The organism is Oryzisolibacter propanilivorax, assembly GCF_900103645.1.
GTDB classification, from domain to species: Bacteria; Pseudomonadota; Gammaproteobacteria; order Burkholderiales; family Burkholderiaceae_C; genus Melaminivora; species Melaminivora propanilivorax.
The window spans coordinates 207,757-228,027 of record NZ_FNHP01000006.1 but is presented as its reverse complement, the minus strand read 5'-3'; the positions used below and the strand labels follow the sequence as shown (position 1 = coordinate 228,027).

The following is a 20,271-nucleotide window of genomic DNA, read 5'->3' as shown; positions in this document are numbered from 1 at the left end:
GAGCTGCCGCGCCTGCTGGCCCCTGATTGAGCAAGAAAGGAACACCGCCCATGAGCGAACCAAAGCGAACGAAGGCCGCGCCCTGGAAGCCGGGACAGTCCGGCAACCCGGCAGGCCGCCCGCGTGGAACGAGCAAAGCCCAGGCTATGCGCGATGCCATCGCGCAAGACGTGCCCGCCATCGTGGCCGTGCTGGTGCAGCAAGCAAAAGCAGGCGACGTACAGGCCGCCCGCGTGTTGCTGGAACGCGCCCTGCCGGCGTTGAAGCCGCAAGAGCTGCCCCAGGCCGTGCCCCTGCCCGAAGGCGGGACGCTGGCCGCGCAAGGCGCTGCCATCCTGGCCGCTGCTGGGGCTGGTGAGCTGGCACCCGCACAGGCCGCCGCGCTGCTAGGGGCCGTGGGCACGCTGGCAAAGATTGTCGAGACGTGCGAGCTGGAACAACGCATTGCCGCACTGGAAGCGCAGCATGGCCGCGCGTGAGCTGCGCGCCCGCCTGGCGCGGCTGACGGCATCGCACGGCGCGCAGTATCTGCCCGTGGTGCTGGTGGTGCCAGACGAAGCCGGCCCGGCGCGCGATGCAGTGCAAGCCCAGGTGCAGCGCCTGCGCCAGCAAGGCCGGCACGTCATCGAGCTGAGCGAATCGGATAAGCACCTTGCGCTTGCCGAGCTGGCAGAGGTGTTCGCGCCATGAGCATCAAAGCCCGTTTGCAGCGCCTGGAAGATGCCGCCGCCGCAGCGCCTGAGCTGCTGCGCTTGTTCGTCACCATCGTAGGACGCGAGCCGCAAGGCTTTGCCGCGCAGCACCCGGCAGGCCCTACTGTGGCGCGGCTGGCTGGCGAGACTGTCGAGGCGCTGCAAGCGCGCTGCACGGCAACAGCGCCCGCCGTGACCGTCTGGCGCAGCGTCTGAGCTGGGTAGGGGCAGGTGCAAAGTCTGGCGATGGCGCTTGCTGACCGGCCAGTTCTTGCCACACGCGTGTCCGCGCAATGGCAGCTTTTTTGTGGTGCAGCCCTAGGCCGGGGGGGTGGCCTAAATGTTCAAAGGCAACGCCGCCCGGACACCCCGCCGTTTCGCACGCGCACAAAATACCGCCCCATTGAAAGAATTCAGCAAATGGCCGGAATCAAAGGGCGCAGTGGAGGCGCACGAAAGAAACGCAGGGGGCCGCCGCGCCGGGGCTGGAAGGCCGCGCAATCCGCCCGTGCTGGTGGAACTGCCCCGCACCGATTGCCCCATGCAATGGCTGCTGGCCGCGATGAACTGCCCAGCTTTGCCGGTGCCGCTGCGCCTGGACTGCGCCCGCGCACTGCTGCCCTACTGCGAGCGCCAGAAATCGCGGGAAGGTTGAAGTCCCAGACCGACCGGTTCCGCCTTTGCAATCGCAAGCTGCAAAAAAAGGCGGCACAGCGCGCGAAGCACCCGCCGGCACCTTTGCCCTTGATGCCACTGCCGCAGCGCCGCAGAGGCCCGAAAAACGCCCTGCCTGCGCAGCCTTTTTTCTGGACGCTTTGCGCTGGTGCATGAGCTGGCCGGTCAGCAAGCCGCAGGCATCAACTTTTGACAGCCCCGCCCCTGGTGGCAGGACATGGCCCGCAGTTTTGGGGTATGGGCAAGGGTGCAACTTCAAATGCGACCCCTGAGCCTTTCTCTACGAATGTGCAGAGTTTCAGGGCCAGCGCGCGCAGGCCATCAAAGGCAGGAAGGGGGTGAACCTGATTCACACCCTGGCAGGTTTCCGCAGCGCGCGTAGCAACGCCCTATGTCGAACATAGACCGCGCCCGCTGAACCGCCCCAGCTTGCCGCGCTTGCCCGCCGCAGAAAAAGCAAAAGTGCCTACAGATTGCCTACAAGCTGCCGGAAAACAAAAAGGCCAGTCCCGAAGAACTGGCCTAAGTGCTTGATTTGTTTGGTGGGCCCTGAGTGACTCGAACACTCGACCAACGGATTAAGAGTCCGCTGCTCTACCAACTGAGCTAAGAGCCCTTGTTCCTTGCGGAACGTCGCTGCAGCCTGTGCAGCGAAGTCCGCGATTATGCACGAGTTTTTTGCCCGGCTGGATCAGCCCAGGCAAAAAATCACATCAGCAGATGCTCGCCGGCGTTGTCGCCGCCCAGGATCACGTAGTTCACTTTGCGGATGTCCATCAGCTTGGTGCCGCCCGAGTAGCTGATCGAGCTTTGCACGTCCTGCTCCATCTCGACCAGCGTGTCGGCCAGGCTGCCCTTGATCGGCTCCAGGATGCGCTTGCCCTCGACGTGGCGGTACTCGCCCTTGTTGAAGTCCGAGGCCGAGCCGTAGTACTCCTTGAAGCGCTCGCCGTTTTCCTCCACCGTCTCGCCGGGGGATTCCTCGTGGCCGGCGAACAGCGAGCCGACCATGACCATGGTGGCGCCGAAGCGGATGCTCTTGGCGATGTCGCCATGGCTGCGGATGCCGCCGTCGGCAATGATCGGCTTGGTCGCCACGCGGGCGCACCATTTCACGGCCGACAGCTGCCAGCCGCCGGTGCCGAAGCCCGTCTTGAGCTTGGTGATGCAGACCTTGCCTGGGCCGATGCCGATCTTGGTGGCGTCGGCGCCCCAGTTCTCCAGGTCGATCACCGCCTCGGGCGTGCCGACGTTGCCGGCGATGATAAAGGCGCGCGGCAGCTTGGCCTTCAGGTAGCCGATCATCTCCTTCACCGTGTCGGCATGGCCATGGGCGATGTCGATGGTGATGTACTCGGGGCACAGGCCCTCGGCGACGAAGCGGTCCACGGTCTCGTAGTCGGGTTTTTTCACGCCCAGCGAGATCGAGGCGAAGCAGCCCTTGGCGTGCATGTCGCGCACGAACTGCACGTTGTCCAAGTCAAACCGATGCATGACGTAGAAGTAGCCGTTCTGCGCCATCCAGGTGCAGATCTTCTCGTCCACCACCGTCTTCATGTTGGCCGGCACCACCGGCAGCTTGAAGCGGCGCCCGCCCAGCTCCACGCTGGCGTCGCATTCGGCGCGGCTTTGCACGCGGCACTTGCGCGGCAGCAGCAGGATGTTGTCGTAGTCGAAGATTTCCATGAGGTTCCAAGCTCCGTAGGGAATGCGCGCCGGCGAGGGATTCGCGGCGTGCCAAGAGGGCGCTTGGCTTGGGCTCCGGCTTCCTGCGTGGGCGCTTTGCACAAAACGCGGACGAAAAAAAACCGGGCGCAAGAAACTTGGGCCCGGTGCCCGATTGTACCGACCCCTACGGGTAACCCCCAAGGGATCGGGCCTTTCTACAATCGGCCCCATGCCCCCCCAAGACCTGTTCGCCGGCGCATCCGCGCCTTTTGGCGCCGGCGCAGCGCCTGCCGCCGACCCGCCATCCCCGCTGCTGCAGCACCTCAACCCCGAACAGCTCGCTGCCGTTACGCTGCCCGCCGGGCATGCCTTGATCCTGGCCGGTGCCGGCTCGGGCAAGACGCGCGTGCTCACCACCCGCATCGCCTGGCTGCTGCAAACGGGCCAGGCCTCGCCCGGCGGCATCCTGGCCGTCACCTTCACCAACAAGGCGGCCAAGGAGATGGTCGCGCGCCTGTCGGCCATGCTGCCGATCAACGTGCGCGGCATGTGGATCGGCACCTTCCACGGCCTGTGCAACCGCCTGCTGCGCGCGCACCACAAGCTGGTCGGCCTGCCGTCCACCTTCCAGATTCTGGACACCCAGGACCAGCTCTCGGCCGTCAAGCGCCTGTGCAAGCAGCACGGCGTGGACGAGGAGCGCTTTCCGCCCAAGCAGCTCACCTGGTTCATCGCCGGCTGCAAGGAAGAAGGCATGCGTCCGCAGGACGTGCCGGTGCGCGATCCGGAGACGCAAAAGAAAGTGGAGGTCTACCAGCTGTACGAGCAGCAGTGCCAGCGCGAGGGCGTGGTGGACTTCGCCGAGCTGATGCTGAGAAGCTACGAGCTGCTGCGCGACAACGACGCAGTGCGCGCGCACTACCAGCGCCGCTTCTCGCACATCCTGGTGGACGAGTTCCAGGACACCAACCGGCTGCAGTACGCCTGGCTCAAGCAGCTGGCCGGCGACGTGGAGGAGGGCGGGCGCCTGGCGCCGCGCGGCAGCGTTATCGCCGTGGGCGACGACGACCAGAGCATCTACGCCTTTCGCGGCGCGCGCGTGGGCAACATGCAGGACTTCATGCGCGAGTTCGGCGTGCAGCGGACCATCAAGCTGGAGGAGAACTACCGCAGCTTCAGCAACATCCTGGACTGCGCCAACGCCCTCATCAGCCACAACCAGGGCCGCCTGGGCAAGAACCTGCGCACGCAGCAAGGCCCCGGCGAGCCGGTGCGCGTGCAGGAATCACCCACCGACCTGGCCGAGGCGCAGTGGATGGTCGAGGAGATCAAGCACCTGGTGCGCGAGGACGTGCCCCGGCGCGAGATTGCCGTGCTCTACCGCAGCAACGCGCAAAGCCGGGTGATCGAGTCGCAGCTGTTCAACGCCGGCGTGCCCTACCGCGTCTATGGCGGCCTGCGCTTCTTCGAGCGCGCCGAGATCAAGCACGCGCTGGCCTACCTGCGCCTTCTGGAGAACCCGCACGACGACACAAGCTTCCTGCGGGTGGTGAACTTCCCGCCGCGCGGCATCGGCGCGCGCACGCTCGAGCAGCTGCAGGACGCGGCGCGCGGCGCCGGCTGCTCGCTGCACGACGCGGTGAGCACCATGACCGGACGCGCCGGCGCGAATCTGTCGGCCTTCGTCGCGCTGATCGACGTGCTGCGCGAGGGCACGCAGGGGCAGAACCTGCGCGGCATCATCGGCCAGATGCTGCAGGCCAGCGGCCTGGTCGAGCACTACCGCAACGACAAGGAAGGCGCAGATAGGCTGGAGAACCTGGACGAGCTGGTCAACGCCGCCGAGAGCTTCGTGACCCAAGAGGGCTTCGGGCGCGACGCGGTGGCGCTGCCGCTGGACGAGCAGGGCGCGCCGCTGACGCAGAGCCCGGCCAGCCAGGGGCTCGATCCGAACCTGCCGCTGGCCGCGCCGGGCGAGATGATCGACCAGGACACCGGCGAGACGCTGTCGCCGCTGGCGGCCTTCCTGACGCACGCTGCCCTGGAAGCCGGCGACAACCAGGCCCAGGCCGGCCAGGACGCCGTGCAACTGATGACCGTGCATGCCAGCAAGGGGCTGGAGTTCGACTGCGTGTTCATCGGCGGGCTGGAAGAAGGCTTGTTCCCGCACGAGAACGCCATGAGCGACGCCGCCGGGCTGGAGGAGGAGCGCAGGCTGATGTATGTCGCCATCACCCGGGCGCGCAAGCGCCTGTACATCAGCCACTCGCAGACGCGCCTGCTGCATGGGCAGACGCGCTACAACGTGCGCAGTCGCTTCTTCGACGAACTGCCGGAAGAGGCGCTGAAGTGGCTCACGCCGCGCAATGCCGGCTTTGGCCTGTTTGCTCCTGATCCGATAGCTGCACACCGGGGCAATGCAAGGGCCGGGCGCGGTTTTGACATGAAATCCGCGTCTTTCGCCAACCCGCCCGTGCCGCCGCGCAAGGCAGCTCCCGGGCATGGCCTGCGCGTGGGCCTGACGGTGTTCCACACCAAGTTCGGCGAGGGCAAGGTACTGGCCATCGAGGGCGCGGGCGACGACGCACGGGCGCAGATCCACTTTCCGCGCCACGGCACCAAGTGGCTGGCGCTGGGCGTGGCCAAGCTGACAGTGGTGGAGTAGTGCCTGCCTGAATGGCGCCGCGCTTGGGGCGGGCCCGCGACCGCGTCAAGACGCCTGTGCTGACGTTTGCTTACCGGGCTTGTGCCCGCCTGGCCAACAATGCCCGCGCCGCCGTTTTCGGCGGCGCTTTTTTTGTTGGGCCAGGCCGCTGGCGCAGGCTCCCGTACAGGCCTGTGGGCAGCGCGGCAACGCCAGGCCATACCTGCACAGGAGGAAGGGGATGCCCCCACACATGCCACGTTTCGCCGTTCGCGCACCGGGTGCCGCATTTCCGCTGGCGCTGCTCACAGCCGCCGCCTTGAGCCTGGCAGGCTGCAAGGAGCAGGTGAGCAACCCGCAGACAGCATCAGGCAGCGCCCCTGCCGCTGCCGCTGCGTCAGCCGCGGCCAGCACTGCGCCAGCAATGCCGGCTGCCGCCCCCGCCCCCATGCCCGTCGCGGCGCCGGCAGCAGCGGTTGCTGCGGGGGGCGCCGCTTCTGTGGCCGCCGCCCCGCGCAAGCTGCCGCTGGGCGTGCAGGGCGTGGCGCCGGCCGGGGTGACGGTGCGTGTCAAGGGCATCGAGCTGGGCGGCGATGCCACGGTGCTGGACGTCAGCATCTCGTTCGCCAACCGCATCACCAACAGCACCATGCTGGCGTTGGCCGATACCTTCCTGGAGGACGAGGGCGGCGCGCGGTTGCACATCAAGCGGCCAGCGGACAACCGCGATATCACCATCCGCGAGGGCGACACGCTGGATGGCCAGCTGGTTTTTTTGGGCAGCGTCGCACCGACGGCGCGCAAGCTGCGCCTGGTGTTCAACGACGGCAATGAGGGCGACAACATCGTCGCGCCCGGGCTGGTGATGGAGCTGCCGCTGTCATGACGCGCCTGCACCGCCGCGCCGCCAGCGCACTGGCGCTCGGCACGCTGGCTGCATCGGCAGGTGCGCCCACGGCGTGGGCGCAGGCGCTGTCGGTGCAGCGCAGCGGCCAGCCGCTGGCGCAGACACCCACCCATCTGGCACCGGCCAGCGCGCCGGACACCACGCTGCAGCACAAGCCCCAGGCCGGCAGCCTGACGGCGGGCGAGACGCCGGGTGCGCTGCGCTCCGTGGCCGGGCCGCAGACCCTGCTGCGCGCCGCCGAGGTGCCCCCGGCGCGGCTGGAGCGCACGCGCGTGCTGCTGGTCGAGCTGCAGGCCCGGCCGCAGCCGGACCAGGCCGTCGCCATCGACCTGCCGGCCGACGTGCTGTTCGACTTCGACCGCGCCGACCTGCGCGCCGATGCCGCATCGTCGCTGGCCAAGGCCGCCGAGCTGGTCGAGGGCTATCCACAGGCGCCCCTGATGGTGGTCGGCCATACCGATGGCAAAGGGTCCGACGCCTACAACGACGCCCTGTCGCTGCGCCGCGCCCAGGCGGTGGCCGAGGCGCTGCGCGTGCGCACCGGCCGCCAGGCGCGCACGCAAGGGCAGGGCAAGCGCCAGCCGGTGGCGCCGAATGCGCAGCCCGACGGCAGCGACGACCCCGAAGGTCGCCAGCGCAACCGGCGCGTGCAGATCCTGATCGAGCCGCTGGCGCGCGGGGGCTGATGCCGTGGCGCTGATCCATTGCCCGGCTTGCGGGCGTGAAGTGTCCGAACAGGCGCAGGCCTGCCCGGGCTGCGGACATCCGCTGCGCGCGGCGGGTTCGGGGCTTGCCGGTGCGCCGGTCTGGCAGCGGCTGGCATGGGTGTTGGGCACTTGGCTGGTCACGCCGTGGCTGGCGCGCCTGGTGGTGGCGCTGGCGGTGTGCGTGCTGGCGTACTTCCTGTTCACGGGCGGCTAGGGCCCGCCGCGCACCGCCTGTCATGTGACCGTCATGCGGCGGTCACGCGGCTGTCATGCCGGGTGCGCAGCATCGTGGGCTGTTCCGCTGCCGGTGCAGCGGATGCACCACCCACGAAAGGCATGCACGATGAACTTCCCCACCACCCACGTCCCGGCGGCCGGTGTCGACCCTGACGACATTGGCTACAACCCCACGCGCAACCCCGCATTCGCCACGCTGGTGCAGGCCCGGCTCAGCCGACGCAACCTGCTGCGCGGCAGCGCCGCCAGCGCCGGCGGCGCTCTGCTGGGCAGCGTGTCGCTGGTGGCCTGCGGCGGCGGGGGTGGCGATGACGACGCGCCGCCGCCCTCGCGGCGGTTGCAGCTGGGCTTTTCGCCGGTGGCCAAGGGCTTGGCCGACGTCGTGGTCGTGCCCGCCGGCTACAGCGCCCGCGTGCTGCTGCGCCTGGGCGACCCGATCGCCGCCGACGTGCCCGCCTACCGCAACGACGGCAGCGACGACCCTGCCACCTATGACCGCCGCGCCGGCGACCACCACGACGGCATGACCTGGTTCGGCATGGACGCCCAGGGGCGCTGGAGCCCCCAGGCGCCGGCGCGCGGCCTGCTGGTGCAGAACCACGAGGCCATCACGCCGGTATTCCTGCACCCCGAAGGCCAAACGGTGGAGGATGGCGCGCGCACCGTGCCGGGCGAGGTGCTGCGCGAGTTCTACCTGCATGGCGTGAGCATCGTCGAGACCGCCCGGGCCGAGAACGGCGGCTGGAGCTATGCCCAGGATTCCCGCTTCAACCGCCGCGTGCACACGCTCACGCCGATGGAGTTGAGCGGGCCGGTGCGCGGCAGCGCCCATGTGGCCACGCGCCATGACCCTACGGGCGTGCGCGTGCGCGGCACGCTGAACAACTGCGCCAACGGCAGCACGCCCTGGGGCACCTACCTGACGTGCGAGGAGAACTGGGCCGGCTACTTCCGCCTGACCTCGGCCCAGGGGCTGGATGCGCGCACCCGCGCCAACTACCAGCGCTACGGCGTCTCCGGCGCGGGGCGCGAGCTGTGGGCCACCACCCAGGGCGCCGCCAGCGCCGCCGAGCAGGATAGCTATGACCGCTGGAATGCCGAGGCGCGTGGCGCCGGTGCCGCCGATGACTACCGCCTGGGCCCCAACACCTACGGCTGGGTGGTCGAGATCGACCCGTTCGATCCGACCAGCACGCCGCGCAAGCGTACCGCGCTGGGCCGCTTCGGCCATGAGGGTGCGGCGCTGGGGCCGGTGCAGGCCGGGCGGCCGCTGGTCTGGTACATGGGCGACGACGCGCGCAACGAATACGTTTACAAGTTCGTCTCCGACGCCATCTGGGACCCGGCCGACCAGGGTCGTGGCATGGCCGCCGGCGACAAGTACCTGGACCGGGGCCGACTCTACGTTGCCCGCTTCCATGAGGATGGCAGCGGCGAGTGGCTGCAGCTGACGCTGGCGCAACCTGCCATCCGCGGCTACGCCGGCTACGCCTTCGCCGATGAGGCCGACGTGTACCTGAACGCGCGCCATGCCGCCGACGCGCTGGGCGCCACGCGCATGGATCGACCGGAATGGACGTCGATCAACCCGCTCAACGGCGACGTGTACCTGACGCTGACCAACAACAATGCCGCTGGCCGCCCTCCCACGCGCACCGACGCCGCCAACCCGCGCTCGTACAACGACCCGAAGAACGGCAAGGACCAGAAGGGCAATCCCAACGGCCACGTGGTGCGCTTCGCCGACGCCGGGCGCGACCCGGCAGCGACCCGCTTCACCTGGGACGTGTACCTGTTCGGCGCACGCGCCACGGCGCCGGCGGACGTGAACCTGTCGGGGCTGACGGCGGACAACGATTTCTCCAGCCCCGACGGCCTGTGGTTCAGCCAAGCCACGCCCGGTCTGCTGTGGCTGGAGACCGACGATGGCGCTTACACCGACGTTACCAACTGCATGTTGCTGGCTGCCATACCCGGGCAGGTGGGTGACGGCGGGCCGCGCACGGTCAATAACCAGGACGGCGCGCAGACGCGCCAGCAAGCCACCTTCGTCGGCGCGCGGCCGGGCGAGCAGGGCACGCAGCTGGCGCGCTTTCTGGTTGGGCCCAGGGGCTGCGAGATCACCGGCATCGCCGAATCCGGCGACGGCCGCGCGTTGTTCGTGAACGTGCAGCATCCGGGCGAGGACACGGCCGCGGCCGACATCGGCGCGCCGGCGCGCTTCCAGAGCCACTGGCCTGACGGCGGGCAGGCGCGGCCGCGCTCGGCCACGCTGGTTATCACGCGCGACGATGGGGGCGTGATCGGGATCTGAAAGCCCTCAGTCGGTGTCGATGACGTCGGCCGGCGGTTGCCGGCTGGCGCGGCTGGGCGGCGGCTCGAAGCTGTCACGGAAGGTGAACACTACCGAGGTGAAGAACATCGACGCCAGCATCATGGCGGTGGCCACCATCATTGCCCCGGCGATGCCCGCGCCCAAACCCAGGCCAGACAGCAGCGCCACCGCCAGGCTGACGGCCATGGCGGCGCCGACAAACACGCCGGTCCAGGCCAGGCCATAGACGGTGAACGCGCCCAGATTGCGCACGCAGGCGACGATGCTGAAGAACAGCGCCTTGACCGGCGGCACGCCGTGCCAGTGCACCAGGCCGGGCGCGTGCCAGAACAGCAGCGACAGCGGCACATACAGCAGCAACGATAACCACATCGCCGCCTGGAAGTCGCCGGACTCGGCGATTTCACGCGTCAGCGGCGCACCGCCCAGGTAGACCTGCGCGAACTGCCCGCCATCAATCAGCGCCGACAGGCCCATGATCAGCAGAAAGCCGCCCGCGTACAGCGCGCCCAGCGTCAGCATGGCGTGCAGCCGCTCGCGACCGGTGCGAAACGCCACCAGCAGCAGCTTCGGGGTGGGCATGCGGTCTTGCCCCGCCTCGGCGGCGGCGACCATCATCGCCAGCGTGGCCGAGGGCAGCAGCGCCAGCGCCAGCGCCGGGCCCACCAGCGGCAGGGCGGTGGCCAGCGACATCGCTGCCATGCACAGGAAGAACAGGGCCGCCAGCGCCAGCGGCTGGCGCCAGAACACGCGGATCCCCAGGCGGGTCCATTCCAGGCCCGCGCGTGCAGGGACGATGTGCAGTTTCATGAAGGCAGAACAGGCAAGAAAAGGGGCCGCCCGGGCGGCGCGTGCAGGGAATTTACCCCAGTGCCCGGTGCCGCTCCGCAGGCCGGGGCTTGCACGGCACCGCCCATCCGGTATCAGGCCTGCGCCGGCGGATGGGCCACGCGCTCGCGCAGCACGCGCTCGAAGTGGGTTGGATCGTGCGGGGTCAGCAGGCTGGCCTCGCGCGGCAGGTGGTAGTCCCACAGCCGCGAGATCCAGAAGCGCAGGGCGCCGGCGCGCAGCATGGCCGGCAGCAGCGCGCGCTCGGCCGCCGTCAGCGCCCGTACGCCCTGGTAGGCGGCCAGCAGCGCGTCGGCGCGCTCGGCCACATGCCGCCCGGTGGGCAGGTCGATGCACCAGTCGTTCAGGCACACCGCCAGGTCGAACAGCCAGGTGTCCACGCCGGCAAAGTAGAAGTCGAACAGCCCGGTCAGCTCCTCGCCGTCGAACATCACGTTGTCGCGGAACAGGTCGGCGTGCACCGGCCCGCGCGGCAGCGCGGCGTAGTCACTGCCGGCTGCGACGTGGTTCTGGTAGGCCAGCTCGGACTGCAGCAGCGTGGCCTGCTGCGCGTTCAGGTGCGGCAGCACCACCGGCACGGTCTCGTTCCACCAGGCCAAGCCACGCAGGTTGGGCTGCTGGCGCTCGTAGTCGCGCCCGGCCAGGTGCATGCGCGCCAGCATGGCGCCCACGGCGGCGCAGTGCGCGGCCTGCGGCGCCAGTTGGCTCTTGCCACGCAGCCGCGTGGCCAGCGCCGCCGGCTTGCCGGCCACCTGGTGCAGGATGGCGCCGCGCCGGTCGGGCTGCGGGTCGGGGACCGGGATGCCGGCGCGCGCCAGGTGCTGCATCAGGTGCAGGTAGAACGGCAGCTGCTCGGCGGTCAGGCGCTCGAACAGCGTCAGCACGAACTCGCCACCCTCGCAACTGACGAAGTAGTTGGTGTTCTCGATGCCGCCCTCGATGCCGGTGAGCGCGAGCAGCTTGCCCAGTTGCAGGCGGCGCAGCAGGTCGCGCGCCTCCTTGTTGGAGACTACGGTGAAGACGGCCATCGGGTCGGGTGCGGGACGGTCGGAGGGCGGGCGGCGTCAGGCGCGCCGTACCGGAAGGAAGAGGGGAAGGAAGAAAAAAGGAGCCGGCGCGCCGCTTCAGAAGCGGCCCAGGTTCCACACGCGCGGCGCCTTGATGCTGTCGGAGGCGTCCAGGTTGCCGGGCCGGGCGCGCGCGCCGTCCTGGGTGTTCACCTCGTAGGCCGGCAGCGGCGTGCCGGTCTTGGGCTGCACAGTGATGCTCTGCGTCTGCCCGCCCACGCGCAGCTCGTCGACGCGGCTGCCGGCGTCCTCAATCACGATGCGCTGCACGCGCTGGTTGCGCCGGCCGTCCTGCGCTTGCTCCTGATTCAATAGCTGTTCGCCCTTTGTTTCAGAGGACGAGGGGGCGATTTGGCCCGGATTCTGGGCCAGGACAGGGCTGCCGGCCAGGGCCAGCAGCAGCGGGGGCAGGAAGGAGAGGGCGCGCATGCCGGGGATTGTAGGCGGCGCGGGCGGGCCTGCCGGGCGGGCGCTCGCCGCGCTGCGGTGTCAGCGCGCGGGCTGCGCCGCCGCCTCGCGGTCCAGCGCCTGCTGCACGGCGCGGTAGAAAGCGTCGCGCGCCGGCAGCGCCACCGGGTCGCGCGCGCCGCCGGCCCAGTTGGCGTTGGAGACGATGACCAGCCGGCGCTTCGGGTCGAGGAAGATGCCCTGGCCGAAGATGCCGCGCGCGGCGTAGCTGCCGTCGTCGTAGGTCCACCACTGGTAGCCGTATCCGCGCCCCGGCTCGCCGATGTCGGCCTGGCGCTGCGTGGCCTGGGCCAGCCAGCCGTCCGGCAGCACCGAGACGCCGCCGCTGCGCCCGCCGTCCAGGATGAACAGGCCGAAGCGGGCGTAGTCGCGCGCGGCCGCCTGGATGCAGCAGCCGCCGATCTCCTGGCCGGTCTTGCTGAGCAGCCAGGTGCCGTCCTGCTGCATGCCGGCCGGGCGCCAGACCTTCTCCTCCAGGTACTGCGCCAGCGTCTTGCCCGTGGCCTGGCTGACCAGGATGCCGACCAGGTTGGTCTCGCCGGTGCTGTAATTCCAGCGCTCGCCGGCGGGGGCGGCGCGCGGCAGGCGGCGCAGGTAGCTGACCAGCGCGTCCACGCCGGGTTCGGGCTGGTGGTTGTTGAAGCGCGCCACGTCCGAGTCGGGGTCGGCATAGTCCTCGTTCCAGGCCACGCCCGAGGTCATGGTCAGCAGCTGGCGCACGCTGACGTCGTCGTAGGCCGAGCCAGCCAGCGCCGGGATGTAGCGGCTGACGCGGTCGTCCAGGCTGTGGATGAAGCCGTCGCGCAGCGCCGCGCCCACCAGCGTCGAGGTGAACGACTTGGCCACCGAGAAGCTGGTCCAGCGCCCCTCGGGCCCGAAGCCCAGGCCGTAGCGCTCCAGCCGCAGCCGGCCGTCGTGCACGATCAGCAGCGCCGCCGCGCGCTGGTCCTGCAGGTAGGCGTCCACATCCACATCGAGGGCCAGCGGCGGGCCTGGCGGCAGGGCCCGCGGCGCGCCACCGGCCTGCATGGTGCGCGACCTGGCCAGGATGGGCAGCCGGTCCATGGCGCGGAAGGCCGCGTCGCGCTGGTCCTGGCTCCAGAACAGGATGTCGCGGTTGGTGGGCAGCGTGCGCAGCAGGCCGCGCGTCTCGCGGTCCAGGCTGAACCAGCCGGCCAGCGCGCCCAGCGCCAGCCCGGCCGCCAGGCCCAGCGCGACGCGCTGGCGCGTGCTGCGGCTCATGGCTGCGCCGGGCACGCGCCGGCGGCACAGGCCTGGGTGTGCCGCTGGATCAGCGCGTGGTAGTTCTGCGCACGCTCGCCCAGGCGCTGGCAGACATCGCCACGCGCGTCGAACGCATAACCCTGCTGGCCGCTGGCGTCCAGCAGCTGCACGCGCGCCAGCTGCCAGCGCGCGAACTCGGCCGGCTGGCGCCACTGGTGCGCGCAGATGCCGTGAAAAACGAAGCTGGCGAACGCCAGCTCGCTGACCTGCGGCTTGCCGCTCACCAGGCGCAGCGTGCCGCCGTCCAGCTGCGCGCTGCGCAGGCCGTGGCCCTGCAGCGCCTTTTGCAGGCTGGGCGGCACGTCGGTGAACGTCGGGGGCTGCTGGGCCAGCGCCAGCGGCGCGCAGGCGGCCAGCAGCAGGGCGGACAAGAAGGGTTTCATGGCGCGGGCGCGCAGGGCGCATCAAGGTGGACAAGGCCATTGTGCCGCCGCGCGCCGGCGCCATCGTGGGCAAAATGCCGCCATGAGCGATCCCCAAACCTTGCTGCTGGTGGACGGTTCCAGCTACCTGTACCGCGCCTACCACGCCATGCCGGACCTGCGCGCCGTGCCGGGCGACCCGAACAGCCCGGCCACTGGTGCCATCCGCGGCATGGTCAACATGCTGAACGCGCTGCGCCTGGAGGTGCCCGCCGCGTATGCCGTCTGCGTGTTCGACGCCAGCGGCCCCACCTTCCGCGACCACCTGTACCCGGACTACAAGGCGCAGCGCGCACCCATGCCGCCCGACCTGCGCGCGCAGGTGGCGCCGATCCACGAGGTGGTGCGCCTGCTGGGCTGGCCGCTGCTGTGCGTCGAAGGCGTGGAGGCCGACGACGTCATCGGCACCCTCGCCCGGCAGGGCGCCGCACGCGGCCTGCGCGTCATCATCGCCAGCGGCGACAAGGACCTGTCGCAGCTGGTCAACGAGCGCATCACGGTGCTCGACACCATGAGCGGCAAGCGCCGCGACGTGGCCGGCGTGACCGCCGAGTTCGGCGTGCCGCCCGAGCGGATGGTGGACTTTCAGACCCTGGTGGGCGACGCGGTGGACAACGTGCCGGGCGTGCCCAAGGTCGGCCCGAAGACGGCCGCCAAGTGGCTGGCCGAGCATGGCTCGCTGGACAACCTGATCGCCAATGTCCACACCATCAAGGGCGTGGCCGGCGAGAACCTGCGCGGCGCGCTGGACTGGCTGCCCACCGGTCGCCAGCTGGTCACGATCAAGACCGACTGCGACCTGGGCCGGGAGTTGCCGGGCTTTCCCGATGCTCTCGATTCGATAGCTGTCGGCGCAATGGATACGCTGGCTCTGCACGATTTTTACGAGAAATACGGCTTTCGTAGCCTGGCGCGCGCGCTGCAGGACGGCGGCGCGCGCGCTACGGCCGACGCGGCCAGCCTGGACACCAGCGCCGTCGCCAGCGCCGCCCAGCAGCGCGAGGTGCACTACGAAACCCTGCTGACCTGGGAGCAGTTCGACACGTGGCTGGCGCGCATCCAGGCCGCGCCGCTGGTGGCGCTGGACACCGAGACCACCTCGCTGGACGAGCTGCGCGCGCGCATCGTCGGCCTGAGCTTCAGCGTCGAGGCCGGCAGCGCCGCCTACATCCCTCTGGCACATGACGGCCCGGACGCGCCCGAGCAGCTGCCTTTGGACGAAGTGCTGGCGCGGCTGAAACCCTGGCTGGAAGACCCGGCTGCGCACAAGCTGGGCCAGCACATCAAGTACGACCGGCATGTGCTCGCCAACCACGGCATCGACGTGCGCGGCTACGTGCACGACACCATGCTGCAAAGCTACGTGCTGGAGGTGCACAAGCCGCACGGCCTGTCCAGTCTGGCCGAGCGCCATACCGGCCGCACCGGCCTGTCCTACGAGGACCTGTGCGGCAAGGGCGCCAAGCAGATCCCGTTCTCGCAGGTGCCGGTCGAGCGCGCCGCGGCCTATTCGTGCGAGGACTCGGACCAGACGCTGGACGTGCACGGCGTGCTCTGGCCGCAGCTGCAGGCCGATGACAAGCTGCGCGCCATCTACGAGCTGGAAATCGCCTGCAGCGAGACGCTGTTTCGCATCGAGCGCAACGGCGTGCTGATCGACGCCCAGCAACTGGCCGCGCAAAGCCACGACCTGGGCCGGCGGCTGATGGCGCTGGAGCAGCAGGCTTATCAGATCGCCGGCCAGCCGTTCAACCTCGGCAGCCCGAAGCAGCTGGGCGAGATCTTCTTCGACAAGCTTGGCATGCCGGTCATCAAGAAGACCGCCACCGGCGCGCGCTCGACCGACGAGGAGGTGCTGGAAAAGCTCGCCGAGGACTACCCGCTGCCGGCCACGCTGCTGGAGCACCGCAGCCTGGCCAAGCTCAAGGGCACCTACACGGACAAGCTCGGCCAGCTGGCCGACCCGCGCACCGGCCGCGTGCACACGCACTACGCGCAGGCGGTGGCGGTGACCGGCCGGCTGTCGAGCAACGAGCCGAACCTGCAGAACATCCCCATCCGCACTCTGGAGGGCCGGCGCATCCGCGAGGCCTTCGTCGCGCCGCCGGGCCGGCTGATCGGAAGCTGCGACTACAGCCAGATCGAGCTGCGCATCATGGCGCACATCAGCGGCGACGCGGCGCTCTTGCATGCCTTCACCGCCGGGCTGGACGTGCACCGCGCCACGGCGGCCGAGGTGTTCAACGTGCCGCTGGAGCAGGTCACGTCCGAGCAGCGCCGTTACGCCAAGACCATCAACTTCGGGCTGATCTACGGCATGAGCAGCTTCGGCCTGGCCAAGAGCCTGGGCATCAGCACGGCGGCGGCGAAGAACTACATCGACCGCTATTTCGAGCGCTACCCCGGCGTCAGGCGCTACATGGACCGCACCCGGCTGGAGGCCAAGGAGCGCGGCTATGTCGAGACCGTGTTCGGCCGCCGCCTGGTGCTGCCCGAGATCAACTCGCCCAACGGCCCGCGCAGGAGCGCCGCCGAGCGCGCCGCCATCAACGCGCCCATGCAGGGCACGGCCGCCGACCTGGTGAAGATGGCCATGGTGGCGGTGCAGGACGCGCTGGACCGCGAGCGCCCGGACATCCTGATGGTGCTGCAGGTACACGACGAGCTGGTGTTCGAACTGCCCGAAGCAGAGGCCGACTGGGTGCGCACCGAGGTGCCGCGCATCATGGCCGGGGTGGCGCAGCTGCAGGTGCCGCTGTTGGCCGAGGTGGGCTTTGGCGCCAACTGGGAGGAGGCGCATTGACGGGCGCCACCGCATCCGTACCCGCGCCGCTGGACGTGGCGCGCGTCCGCGCCATCACCCTGGACCTGGACGACACCCTGTGGCCCGTGTGGCCGACCATCGCCCATGCCGAGGCACGCCTGCAGGACTGGCTGGCCGTGCACGCGCCCGCCGCCTGCGCTCTGGCCGCGCAGCAGGGCGTGGTGCGGCGCATCCGCGCCGAAGTGCAGGCCGAGCACGCCGGCTTGGCGCACGACCTGGGGGCGCTGCGCCGCGAGGCCATCCGCCGCATCCTGGTGCGGGCGGGCGACGACCCGGCGCTGGCCGATGCCGCGTACGCGGTGTTTCTGGCCGCGCGCCAGGAGGTCACGCTGTTCGGCGACGCCCTGCCGGCGCTGCAGGCGCTGGCCGCGCGCTGGCCGCTGGTGGCGCTGTCCAACGGCAACGCCGACGTGCAGCGGGTGGGCATTGGGCGTTTCTTCCAGGCGTCCGTCAGCGCCGCCGACGTGGGCGTCGCCAAGCCCGACGCGCGCATCTTCCGCCTGGGCGCCGAGGCGGCCGGCGTGCCGCCCGGGGCGCTGCTGCACGTGGGCGACGACGCGCTGCTGGACGCGCAGGGCGCGCTGGACGCCGGCCTGCAGGCCGTGTGGCTGCGCCGACCCCCCGGCACGGTGCCCGGCCGGCCCGGAGCGGCGCACGACGGCCACGTGCCGCATGCGCCCGGCGCGGCCCCATCCTGCCCGGTGGTGTCGGACCTGCAGGCGCTGTGCGGGCTGATGGGGCTGGCCTAAACTGCGTCCGACCCGCGCGCCGGCCTGGCCTGTCCGGCCGGCAGCGCGGCCCTTTTTCTTCCACCTGCCCACCCGCGGAGCCCTGCCATGCCACGCCCCACGCCGTATCTGCCCCCGGTGCGCCGCATCGCCGCCAGCCGGCCGCTGGCCTGGCTGGCGCTGGGCTGGCGCGACCTGCGCCGTGTCGGCATGCTCAGCCTTGCGCACGGCGCGGCGCTGGCGCTGTTCGGCCTGCTGATCGCCGCCGTGGCGCGCGAACGCTTCTGGCTGCTGGTGGGCGCGCTGTCGGGCTTTCTGGTGGTGGCGCCGGTGCTGGCCACCAGTTTTTACGTGCTCAGCCGCGCTCTGGAGCGTGGCGAGCCGGCGAACCTGCAGGCGGTGCTGCGCACCTGCCTGTTTTGGCAACGCGGCAGGCAGGACCACGCCGATGGCCAGGACTACTGGTGCCTGGTGAAGTTCGGCCTGCTGCTGGCGCTGGCCGGCACCGGCTGGGTACTGACTTCGGCCGCGCTCATCACGCTGCTGGCGCCGCAGCCGGTGCGCGCGCCGGCGGACTTCGTGCAGCACGTGGTGCTGGCGCGCGATAGCGGCCTGTTCGCCTTGTGGCTGGCCCTGGGCAGCCTGCTGGCGGCGCCCATCTTCGCCTCCAGCGTGGTGGCCATCCCGCTGCTGCTGGACCGCCGCGCCACGCTGCGCCAGGCGGTGCTGGCCAGCTGGCAGGCGGTGCTGGCCAACCCGCTGCCGCTGGCGCTGTGGGCGGCGCTGCTGCTGGCGCTGACGCTGCTGGGGCTGGCGCCCTGGATGCTGGGCCTGGTGCTGGTCATGCCGGTGCTGGGCCATGCCAGCTGGCATGCCTACCGCGAGCTGCTGGATGCGGACGCGCTGGCGCCGCGCGAGCCGGCGGCGGGCGATCCGGCCGGCCTTTCTTCGACGACGGTTTCCAACGGAATGGCAACGTGATTTTTGGTTTTACCGAGGAGCAGATCTCGGGTTTCTTTCTGACCTACGGGATCGGCGCCTTCATCGTCTTCATGCTGTTCATCATCGGCCAGCTGGCCTGGGAGTCGAAGGCCGGGCGCTTCGGCGCCTTCGTGCTGTTCCTGGGCCTGGGCGTGGGTTTCACCGGCTTCCTGGCCAAGATCGTCATCCAGTGGTGGCTGGAGCGGTGAGGCACGCCGCCTTTCTTTAGCCGCCCAGCAATTGCGGGTTGGCGCGCCACAGCACCAGGTTCAGCACCAGCGCGAAGCCGACCCAAGCCAGGTAGGGCAGCAGCAGCGCCCCGGCCAGCGGCCGCAGGCGCCAGAAGTGCACCACGGTGGCGGCCAGCAGCAGCCACAGCAGCACGATGTCGGCGAACGCCCAGCCGCCCAGGTGCCAGGCGAAGAACAGCCAGCTCCACAGCGCGTTGGCCGCCAGCTGCACGCCGAACAGCGCCAGCGCGCGCCGGCGCCCGGGTCCCGGCCACTCGCGGCCCACCAGCCACGCGGCTACGGCCATCAGCAGGTACAGCACGCTCCACACCGGGCCGAATACCGTGGGCGGCGGCGCCCAGCGCGGCTGCACCAGCTGGCCATAGAACTGCGGAGCGTTCGTCGAGGCGACGGCACCGATGCCGGCGGCGACGAAGCACAAGGCCAGCCAGCCCAGCAGCGCGGGCACATGCCAGGGGCGGGGCGAAGCGTGGGTGGTCATGGCGAGTCCTTCGGATGGATGGATGGCGGATGCAGGACGACCGCGCTGCGGCGGGCTTGCGCGTCTGCGCATCGTCGCGCGGGCAGGGCGGCAGTGCATGCTCGCAGCCGCCGCCAGGGCGTGTCGGCCGCCATCCCGTGTTCGCTTCGGTGCCGGCGCCCGGCAGCGGGGCCGGGTTTTGTGCAAAATCCGCCCTTTGCGCAAATGTGATCAGGGCAGGGAGCTATGACTTTGGTAGCAATCATCGGGGCCACGCTGGCCGCCGGCATCGGCAGCGTGTGGCTGGCCGAGGTGCTGCTGCGCCTGGGCCTGGGCGGGGGTGGACGTGTCGGCCCGCAGCACCTGCTGAGCCTGGCCGCCGGTGCGCTGCTGGCCACTGCCTTCATGCATCTGCTGCCCGAGGCGTTCGAGGGCCATGTCGAGGCGCACAACCTGTTCGCCACGCTGCTGGTCGGGCTGGTGTTTTTCTTCCTGCTGGAAAAGGCCGAGCTGTGGCACCACGGGCACGAGCACGACCCGGCCGAACAGCACGCGCATGACCACCATGGCCATGACCACGGCCATCACCACCGCCGTGGACCCGGCGGCTGGACGCTGCTCACCGGCGACAGCGTGCACTGTTTTGGCGACGGAGTGCTGATCGCCTCGGCCTTTCTGGCCGACATGCGCCTGGGACTGGTGGCGGCGCTGTCGGTGCTGGCGCACGAGGTGCCGCACCACATCGGCGACCTGATCGTGCTGCGCCAGCGCGGCGCGGCGCGCAACGTGGCGTTGCTCAAGGTGTCGCTGGCGGGTGCGGTGTCGGTGCTGGGCGGGGTGGTCGGCTACGTCCTGGTCGGGCACTGGCACGATGCGCTGCCGTACTTCCTGGTGGTGGCCTCTAGCAGCTTTGTCTATGTCGCGCTGGCGGACTTGATCCCACAGCTGCAGCGGCGCCTGCCGGTGTCGCAGGTGCTGGCGCAGGTAGCCTGGCTGGGCCTGGGCATTGCCGCGGTGACGCTGGCCAGCCAGTTGGCGCACGGCGGGCACGCGCACTGAGTGCGGCCGGCAA

The 20,271-nt window shown here is 70.2% G+C and carries 21 protein-coding genes and 1 tRNA gene; 14 read left to right on the top strand and 8 right to left on the bottom strand.

Features of this window, described 5'->3' with window-relative positions; all coding sequences use genetic code 11:
* Positions 1-50: 50 nt before the first annotated feature.
* The 4 genes from BLQ61_RS11715 to BLQ61_RS17230 all read left to right on the top strand — a co-directional run bounded on the left by BLQ61_RS11715 (position 51) and on the right by BLQ61_RS17230 (position 1,347).
* On the top strand, positions 51-479 hold the full coding sequence (locus tag BLQ61_RS11715; RefSeq protein WP_091570354.1) for a DUF5681 domain-containing protein: 429 nt from the start codon (positions 51-53) through the stop codon (positions 477-479).
* A complete protein-coding gene (locus BLQ61_RS11710; protein ID WP_091570352.1) occupies positions 466-690 on the top strand; it encodes a hypothetical protein in 225 nt (74 codons plus the stop codon). Before BLQ61_RS11715 ends, BLQ61_RS11710 begins: the two co-directional genes overlap by 14 nt.
* Entirely contained in the window at positions 687-908 is a 222-nt protein-coding gene (locus tag BLQ61_RS11705) for a hypothetical protein (RefSeq protein WP_091570349.1), read from the top strand. Before BLQ61_RS11710 ends, BLQ61_RS11705 begins: the two co-directional genes overlap by 4 nt.
* A gap of 124 nt (positions 909-1,032) precedes the next feature.
* Entirely contained in the window at positions 1,033-1,347 is a 315-nt protein-coding gene (locus tag BLQ61_RS17230) for a hypothetical protein (RefSeq protein ID WP_139182745.1), read from the top strand.
* A 560-nt stretch (positions 1,348-1,907) separates the two neighbouring features.
* On the opposite strand, the gene BLQ61_RS11700 is transcribed toward BLQ61_RS17230, so the two are convergent.
* Both BLQ61_RS11700 and BLQ61_RS11695 read right to left on the bottom strand, forming a co-directional pair.
* Positions 1,908-1,983: transfer RNA gene (locus BLQ61_RS11700), tRNA-Lys, on the bottom strand.
* 92 nt (positions 1,984-2,075) lie between these two features.
* The gene (locus BLQ61_RS11695) at positions 2,076-3,053 is read right to left on the bottom strand and encodes a GMP reductase (protein ID WP_091570346.1); all 978 of its coding nucleotides are present in this window, start codon (positions 3,051-3,053) and stop codon (positions 2,076-2,078) included.
* Positions 3,054-3,264: 211 nt separating this feature from the next.
* On the opposite strand from BLQ61_RS11695, the gene BLQ61_RS11690 reads away from it, so the two are divergent.
* From BLQ61_RS11690 to BLQ61_RS11670, 5 genes are all read left to right on the top strand, one after another.
* Entirely contained in the window at positions 3,265-5,700 is a 2,436-nt protein-coding gene (locus BLQ61_RS11690; RefSeq protein WP_091570343.1) for a UvrD-helicase domain-containing protein, read from the top strand.
* A gap of 427 nt (positions 5,701-6,127) precedes the next feature.
* Positions 6,128-6,565: a hypothetical protein gene (locus tag BLQ61_RS11685; RefSeq protein WP_245704010.1), complete on the top strand. Its 438-nt coding sequence runs from the start codon at positions 6,128-6,130 to the stop codon at positions 6,563-6,565.
* Positions 6,562-7,272: an OmpA family protein gene (locus BLQ61_RS11680; RefSeq protein ID WP_091570337.1), complete on the top strand. Its 711-nt coding sequence runs from the start codon at positions 6,562-6,564 to the stop codon at positions 7,270-7,272. Before BLQ61_RS11685 ends, BLQ61_RS11680 begins: the two co-directional genes overlap by 4 nt.
* A gap of 4 nt (positions 7,273-7,276) precedes the next feature.
* Positions 7,277-7,507 (top strand): zinc-ribbon domain-containing protein, encoded by a 231-nt coding sequence (locus tag BLQ61_RS11675; protein ID WP_091570333.1) that lies wholly within the window; start codon positions 7,277-7,279, stop codon positions 7,505-7,507.
* 129 nt (positions 7,508-7,636) lie between these two features.
* Positions 7,637-9,844, top strand: coding sequence for a PhoX family protein (locus tag BLQ61_RS11670; RefSeq protein WP_091570330.1), 2,208 nt, complete (start codon positions 7,637-7,639; stop codon positions 9,842-9,844).
* Between the two features lie 6 nt (positions 9,845-9,850).
* Here the strand turns inward: BLQ61_RS11670 and BLQ61_RS11665 are convergent, their stop codons facing one another.
* From BLQ61_RS11665 to BLQ61_RS11645, 5 genes are all read right to left on the bottom strand, one after another.
* Complete coding sequence (locus BLQ61_RS11665) at positions 9,851-10,675, bottom strand: BPSS1780 family membrane protein (RefSeq protein WP_091570328.1); 825 nt, start codon at positions 10,673-10,675, stop codon at positions 9,851-9,853.
* A gap of 113 nt (positions 10,676-10,788) precedes the next feature.
* The gene (locus BLQ61_RS11660; RefSeq protein ID WP_091570325.1) at positions 10,789-11,742 is read right to left on the bottom strand and encodes a homoserine kinase; all 954 of its coding nucleotides are present in this window, start codon (positions 11,740-11,742) and stop codon (positions 10,789-10,791) included.
* Between the two features lie 96 nt (positions 11,743-11,838).
* A complete protein-coding gene (locus tag BLQ61_RS11655) occupies positions 11,839-12,210 on the bottom strand; it encodes a hypothetical protein (protein ID WP_091570322.1) in 372 nt (123 codons plus the stop codon).
* 60 nt (positions 12,211-12,270) lie between these two features.
* Complete coding sequence (locus BLQ61_RS11650) at positions 12,271-13,491, bottom strand: serine hydrolase domain-containing protein (RefSeq protein WP_091570319.1); 1,221 nt, start codon at positions 13,489-13,491, stop codon at positions 12,271-12,273.
* The gene (locus tag BLQ61_RS11645) at positions 13,488-13,916 is read right to left on the bottom strand and encodes a hypothetical protein (RefSeq protein WP_091570316.1); all 429 of its coding nucleotides are present in this window, start codon (positions 13,914-13,916) and stop codon (positions 13,488-13,490) included. The genes BLQ61_RS11650 and BLQ61_RS11645 overlap by 4 nt, the downstream gene beginning before the upstream one ends.
* An 82-nt stretch (positions 13,917-13,998) precedes the next feature.
* Here BLQ61_RS11645 and polA point away from each other — a divergent pair, with 82 nt between their 5' ends.
* The 4 genes from polA (at position 13,999) to BLQ61_RS11625 (ending at position 18,697) form a co-directional block, all read left to right on the top strand.
* Complete coding sequence (gene polA, locus BLQ61_RS11640) at positions 13,999-16,758, top strand: DNA polymerase I (protein ID WP_091570314.1); 2,760 nt, start codon at positions 13,999-14,001, stop codon at positions 16,756-16,758.
* Positions 16,755-17,528 (top strand): HAD family hydrolase, encoded by a 774-nt coding sequence (locus BLQ61_RS11635; protein ID WP_245704007.1) that lies wholly within the window; start codon positions 16,755-16,757, stop codon positions 17,526-17,528. The genes polA and BLQ61_RS11635 overlap by 4 nt, the downstream gene beginning before the upstream one ends.
* An 87-nt stretch (positions 17,529-17,615) precedes the next feature.
* Positions 17,616-18,488 carry a DUF2189 domain-containing protein gene (locus tag BLQ61_RS11630; RefSeq protein ID WP_091570310.1) on the top strand — a complete coding sequence of 291 codons (873 nt, stop codon included), beginning with the start codon at positions 17,616-17,618 and terminating at the stop codon, positions 18,486-18,488.
* Positions 18,485-18,697, top strand: a complete 213-nt coding sequence (locus tag BLQ61_RS11625) for a DUF2788 domain-containing protein (protein WP_091570307.1) — start codon at positions 18,485-18,487, stop codon at positions 18,695-18,697. The genes BLQ61_RS11630 and BLQ61_RS11625 overlap by 4 nt, the downstream gene beginning before the upstream one ends.
* Before the next feature lie 16 nt (positions 18,698-18,713).
* On the opposite strand, the gene BLQ61_RS11620 is transcribed toward BLQ61_RS11625, so the two are convergent.
* Positions 18,714-19,220 carry a TspO/MBR family protein gene (locus BLQ61_RS11620; RefSeq protein ID WP_245704005.1) on the bottom strand — a complete coding sequence of 169 codons (507 nt, stop codon included), beginning with the start codon at positions 19,218-19,220 and terminating at the stop codon, positions 18,714-18,716.
* A 225-nt stretch (positions 19,221-19,445) separates the two neighbouring features.
* Between BLQ61_RS11620 and BLQ61_RS11615 the strand changes: the two genes are divergently transcribed.
* Positions 19,446-20,258, top strand: a complete 813-nt coding sequence (locus BLQ61_RS11615) for a ZIP family metal transporter (RefSeq protein WP_091570303.1) — start codon at positions 19,446-19,448, stop codon at positions 20,256-20,258.
* The last annotated feature ends 13 nt before the right edge of the window (positions 20,259-20,271 follow it).

Coding starts and splice junctions, on each gene's coding strand:
- BLQ61_RS11715 (WP_091570354.1), top strand. CDS start 51: ATGAGCGAACCAAAGCGAACGAAGGCCGCGCCCTGGAAGCCGGGACAG.
- BLQ61_RS11710 (WP_091570352.1), top strand. CDS start 466: ATGGCCGCGCGTGAGCTGCGCGCCCGCCTGGCGCGGCTGACGGCATCG.
- BLQ61_RS11705 (WP_091570349.1), top strand. CDS start 687: ATGAGCATCAAAGCCCGTTTGCAGCGCCTGGAAGATGCCGCCGCCGCA.
- BLQ61_RS17230 (WP_139182745.1), top strand. CDS start 1,033: ATGTTCAAAGGCAACGCCGCCCGGACACCCCGCCGTTTCGCACGCGCA.
- BLQ61_RS11695 (WP_091570346.1), bottom strand. CDS start 3,053: ATGGAAATCTTCGACTACGACAACATCCTGCTGCTGCCGCGCAAGTGC.
- BLQ61_RS11690 (WP_091570343.1), top strand. CDS start 3,265: ATGCCCCCCCAAGACCTGTTCGCCGGCGCATCCGCGCCTTTTGGCGCC.
- BLQ61_RS11685 (WP_245704010.1), top strand. CDS start 6,128: ATGCCCGTCGCGGCGCCGGCAGCAGCGGTTGCTGCGGGGGGCGCCGCT.
- BLQ61_RS11680 (WP_091570337.1), top strand. CDS start 6,562: ATGACGCGCCTGCACCGCCGCGCCGCCAGCGCACTGGCGCTCGGCACG.
- BLQ61_RS11670 (WP_091570330.1), top strand. CDS start 7,637: ATGAACTTCCCCACCACCCACGTCCCGGCGGCCGGTGTCGACCCTGAC.
- BLQ61_RS11665 (WP_091570328.1), bottom strand. CDS start 10,675: ATGAAACTGCACATCGTCCCTGCACGCGCGGGCCTGGAATGGACCCGC.
- BLQ61_RS11660 (WP_091570325.1), bottom strand. CDS start 11,742: ATGGCCGTCTTCACCGTAGTCTCCAACAAGGAGGCGCGCGACCTGCTG.
- BLQ61_RS11655 (WP_091570322.1), bottom strand. CDS start 12,210: ATGCGCGCCCTCTCCTTCCTGCCCCCGCTGCTGCTGGCCCTGGCCGGC.
- BLQ61_RS11650 (WP_091570319.1), bottom strand. CDS start 13,491: ATGAGCCGCAGCACGCGCCAGCGCGTCGCGCTGGGCCTGGCGGCCGGG.
- BLQ61_RS11645 (WP_091570316.1), bottom strand. CDS start 13,916: ATGAAACCCTTCTTGTCCGCCCTGCTGCTGGCCGCCTGCGCGCCGCTG.
- polA (WP_091570314.1), top strand. CDS start 13,999: ATGAGCGATCCCCAAACCTTGCTGCTGGTGGACGGTTCCAGCTACCTG.
- BLQ61_RS11630 (WP_091570310.1), top strand. CDS start 17,616: ATGCCACGCCCCACGCCGTATCTGCCCCCGGTGCGCCGCATCGCCGCC.
- BLQ61_RS11620 (WP_245704005.1), bottom strand. CDS start 19,220: ATGACCACCCACGCTTCGCCCCGCCCCTGGCATGTGCCCGCGCTGCTG.
- BLQ61_RS11615 (WP_091570303.1), top strand. CDS start 19,446: ATGACTTTGGTAGCAATCATCGGGGCCACGCTGGCCGCCGGCATCGGC.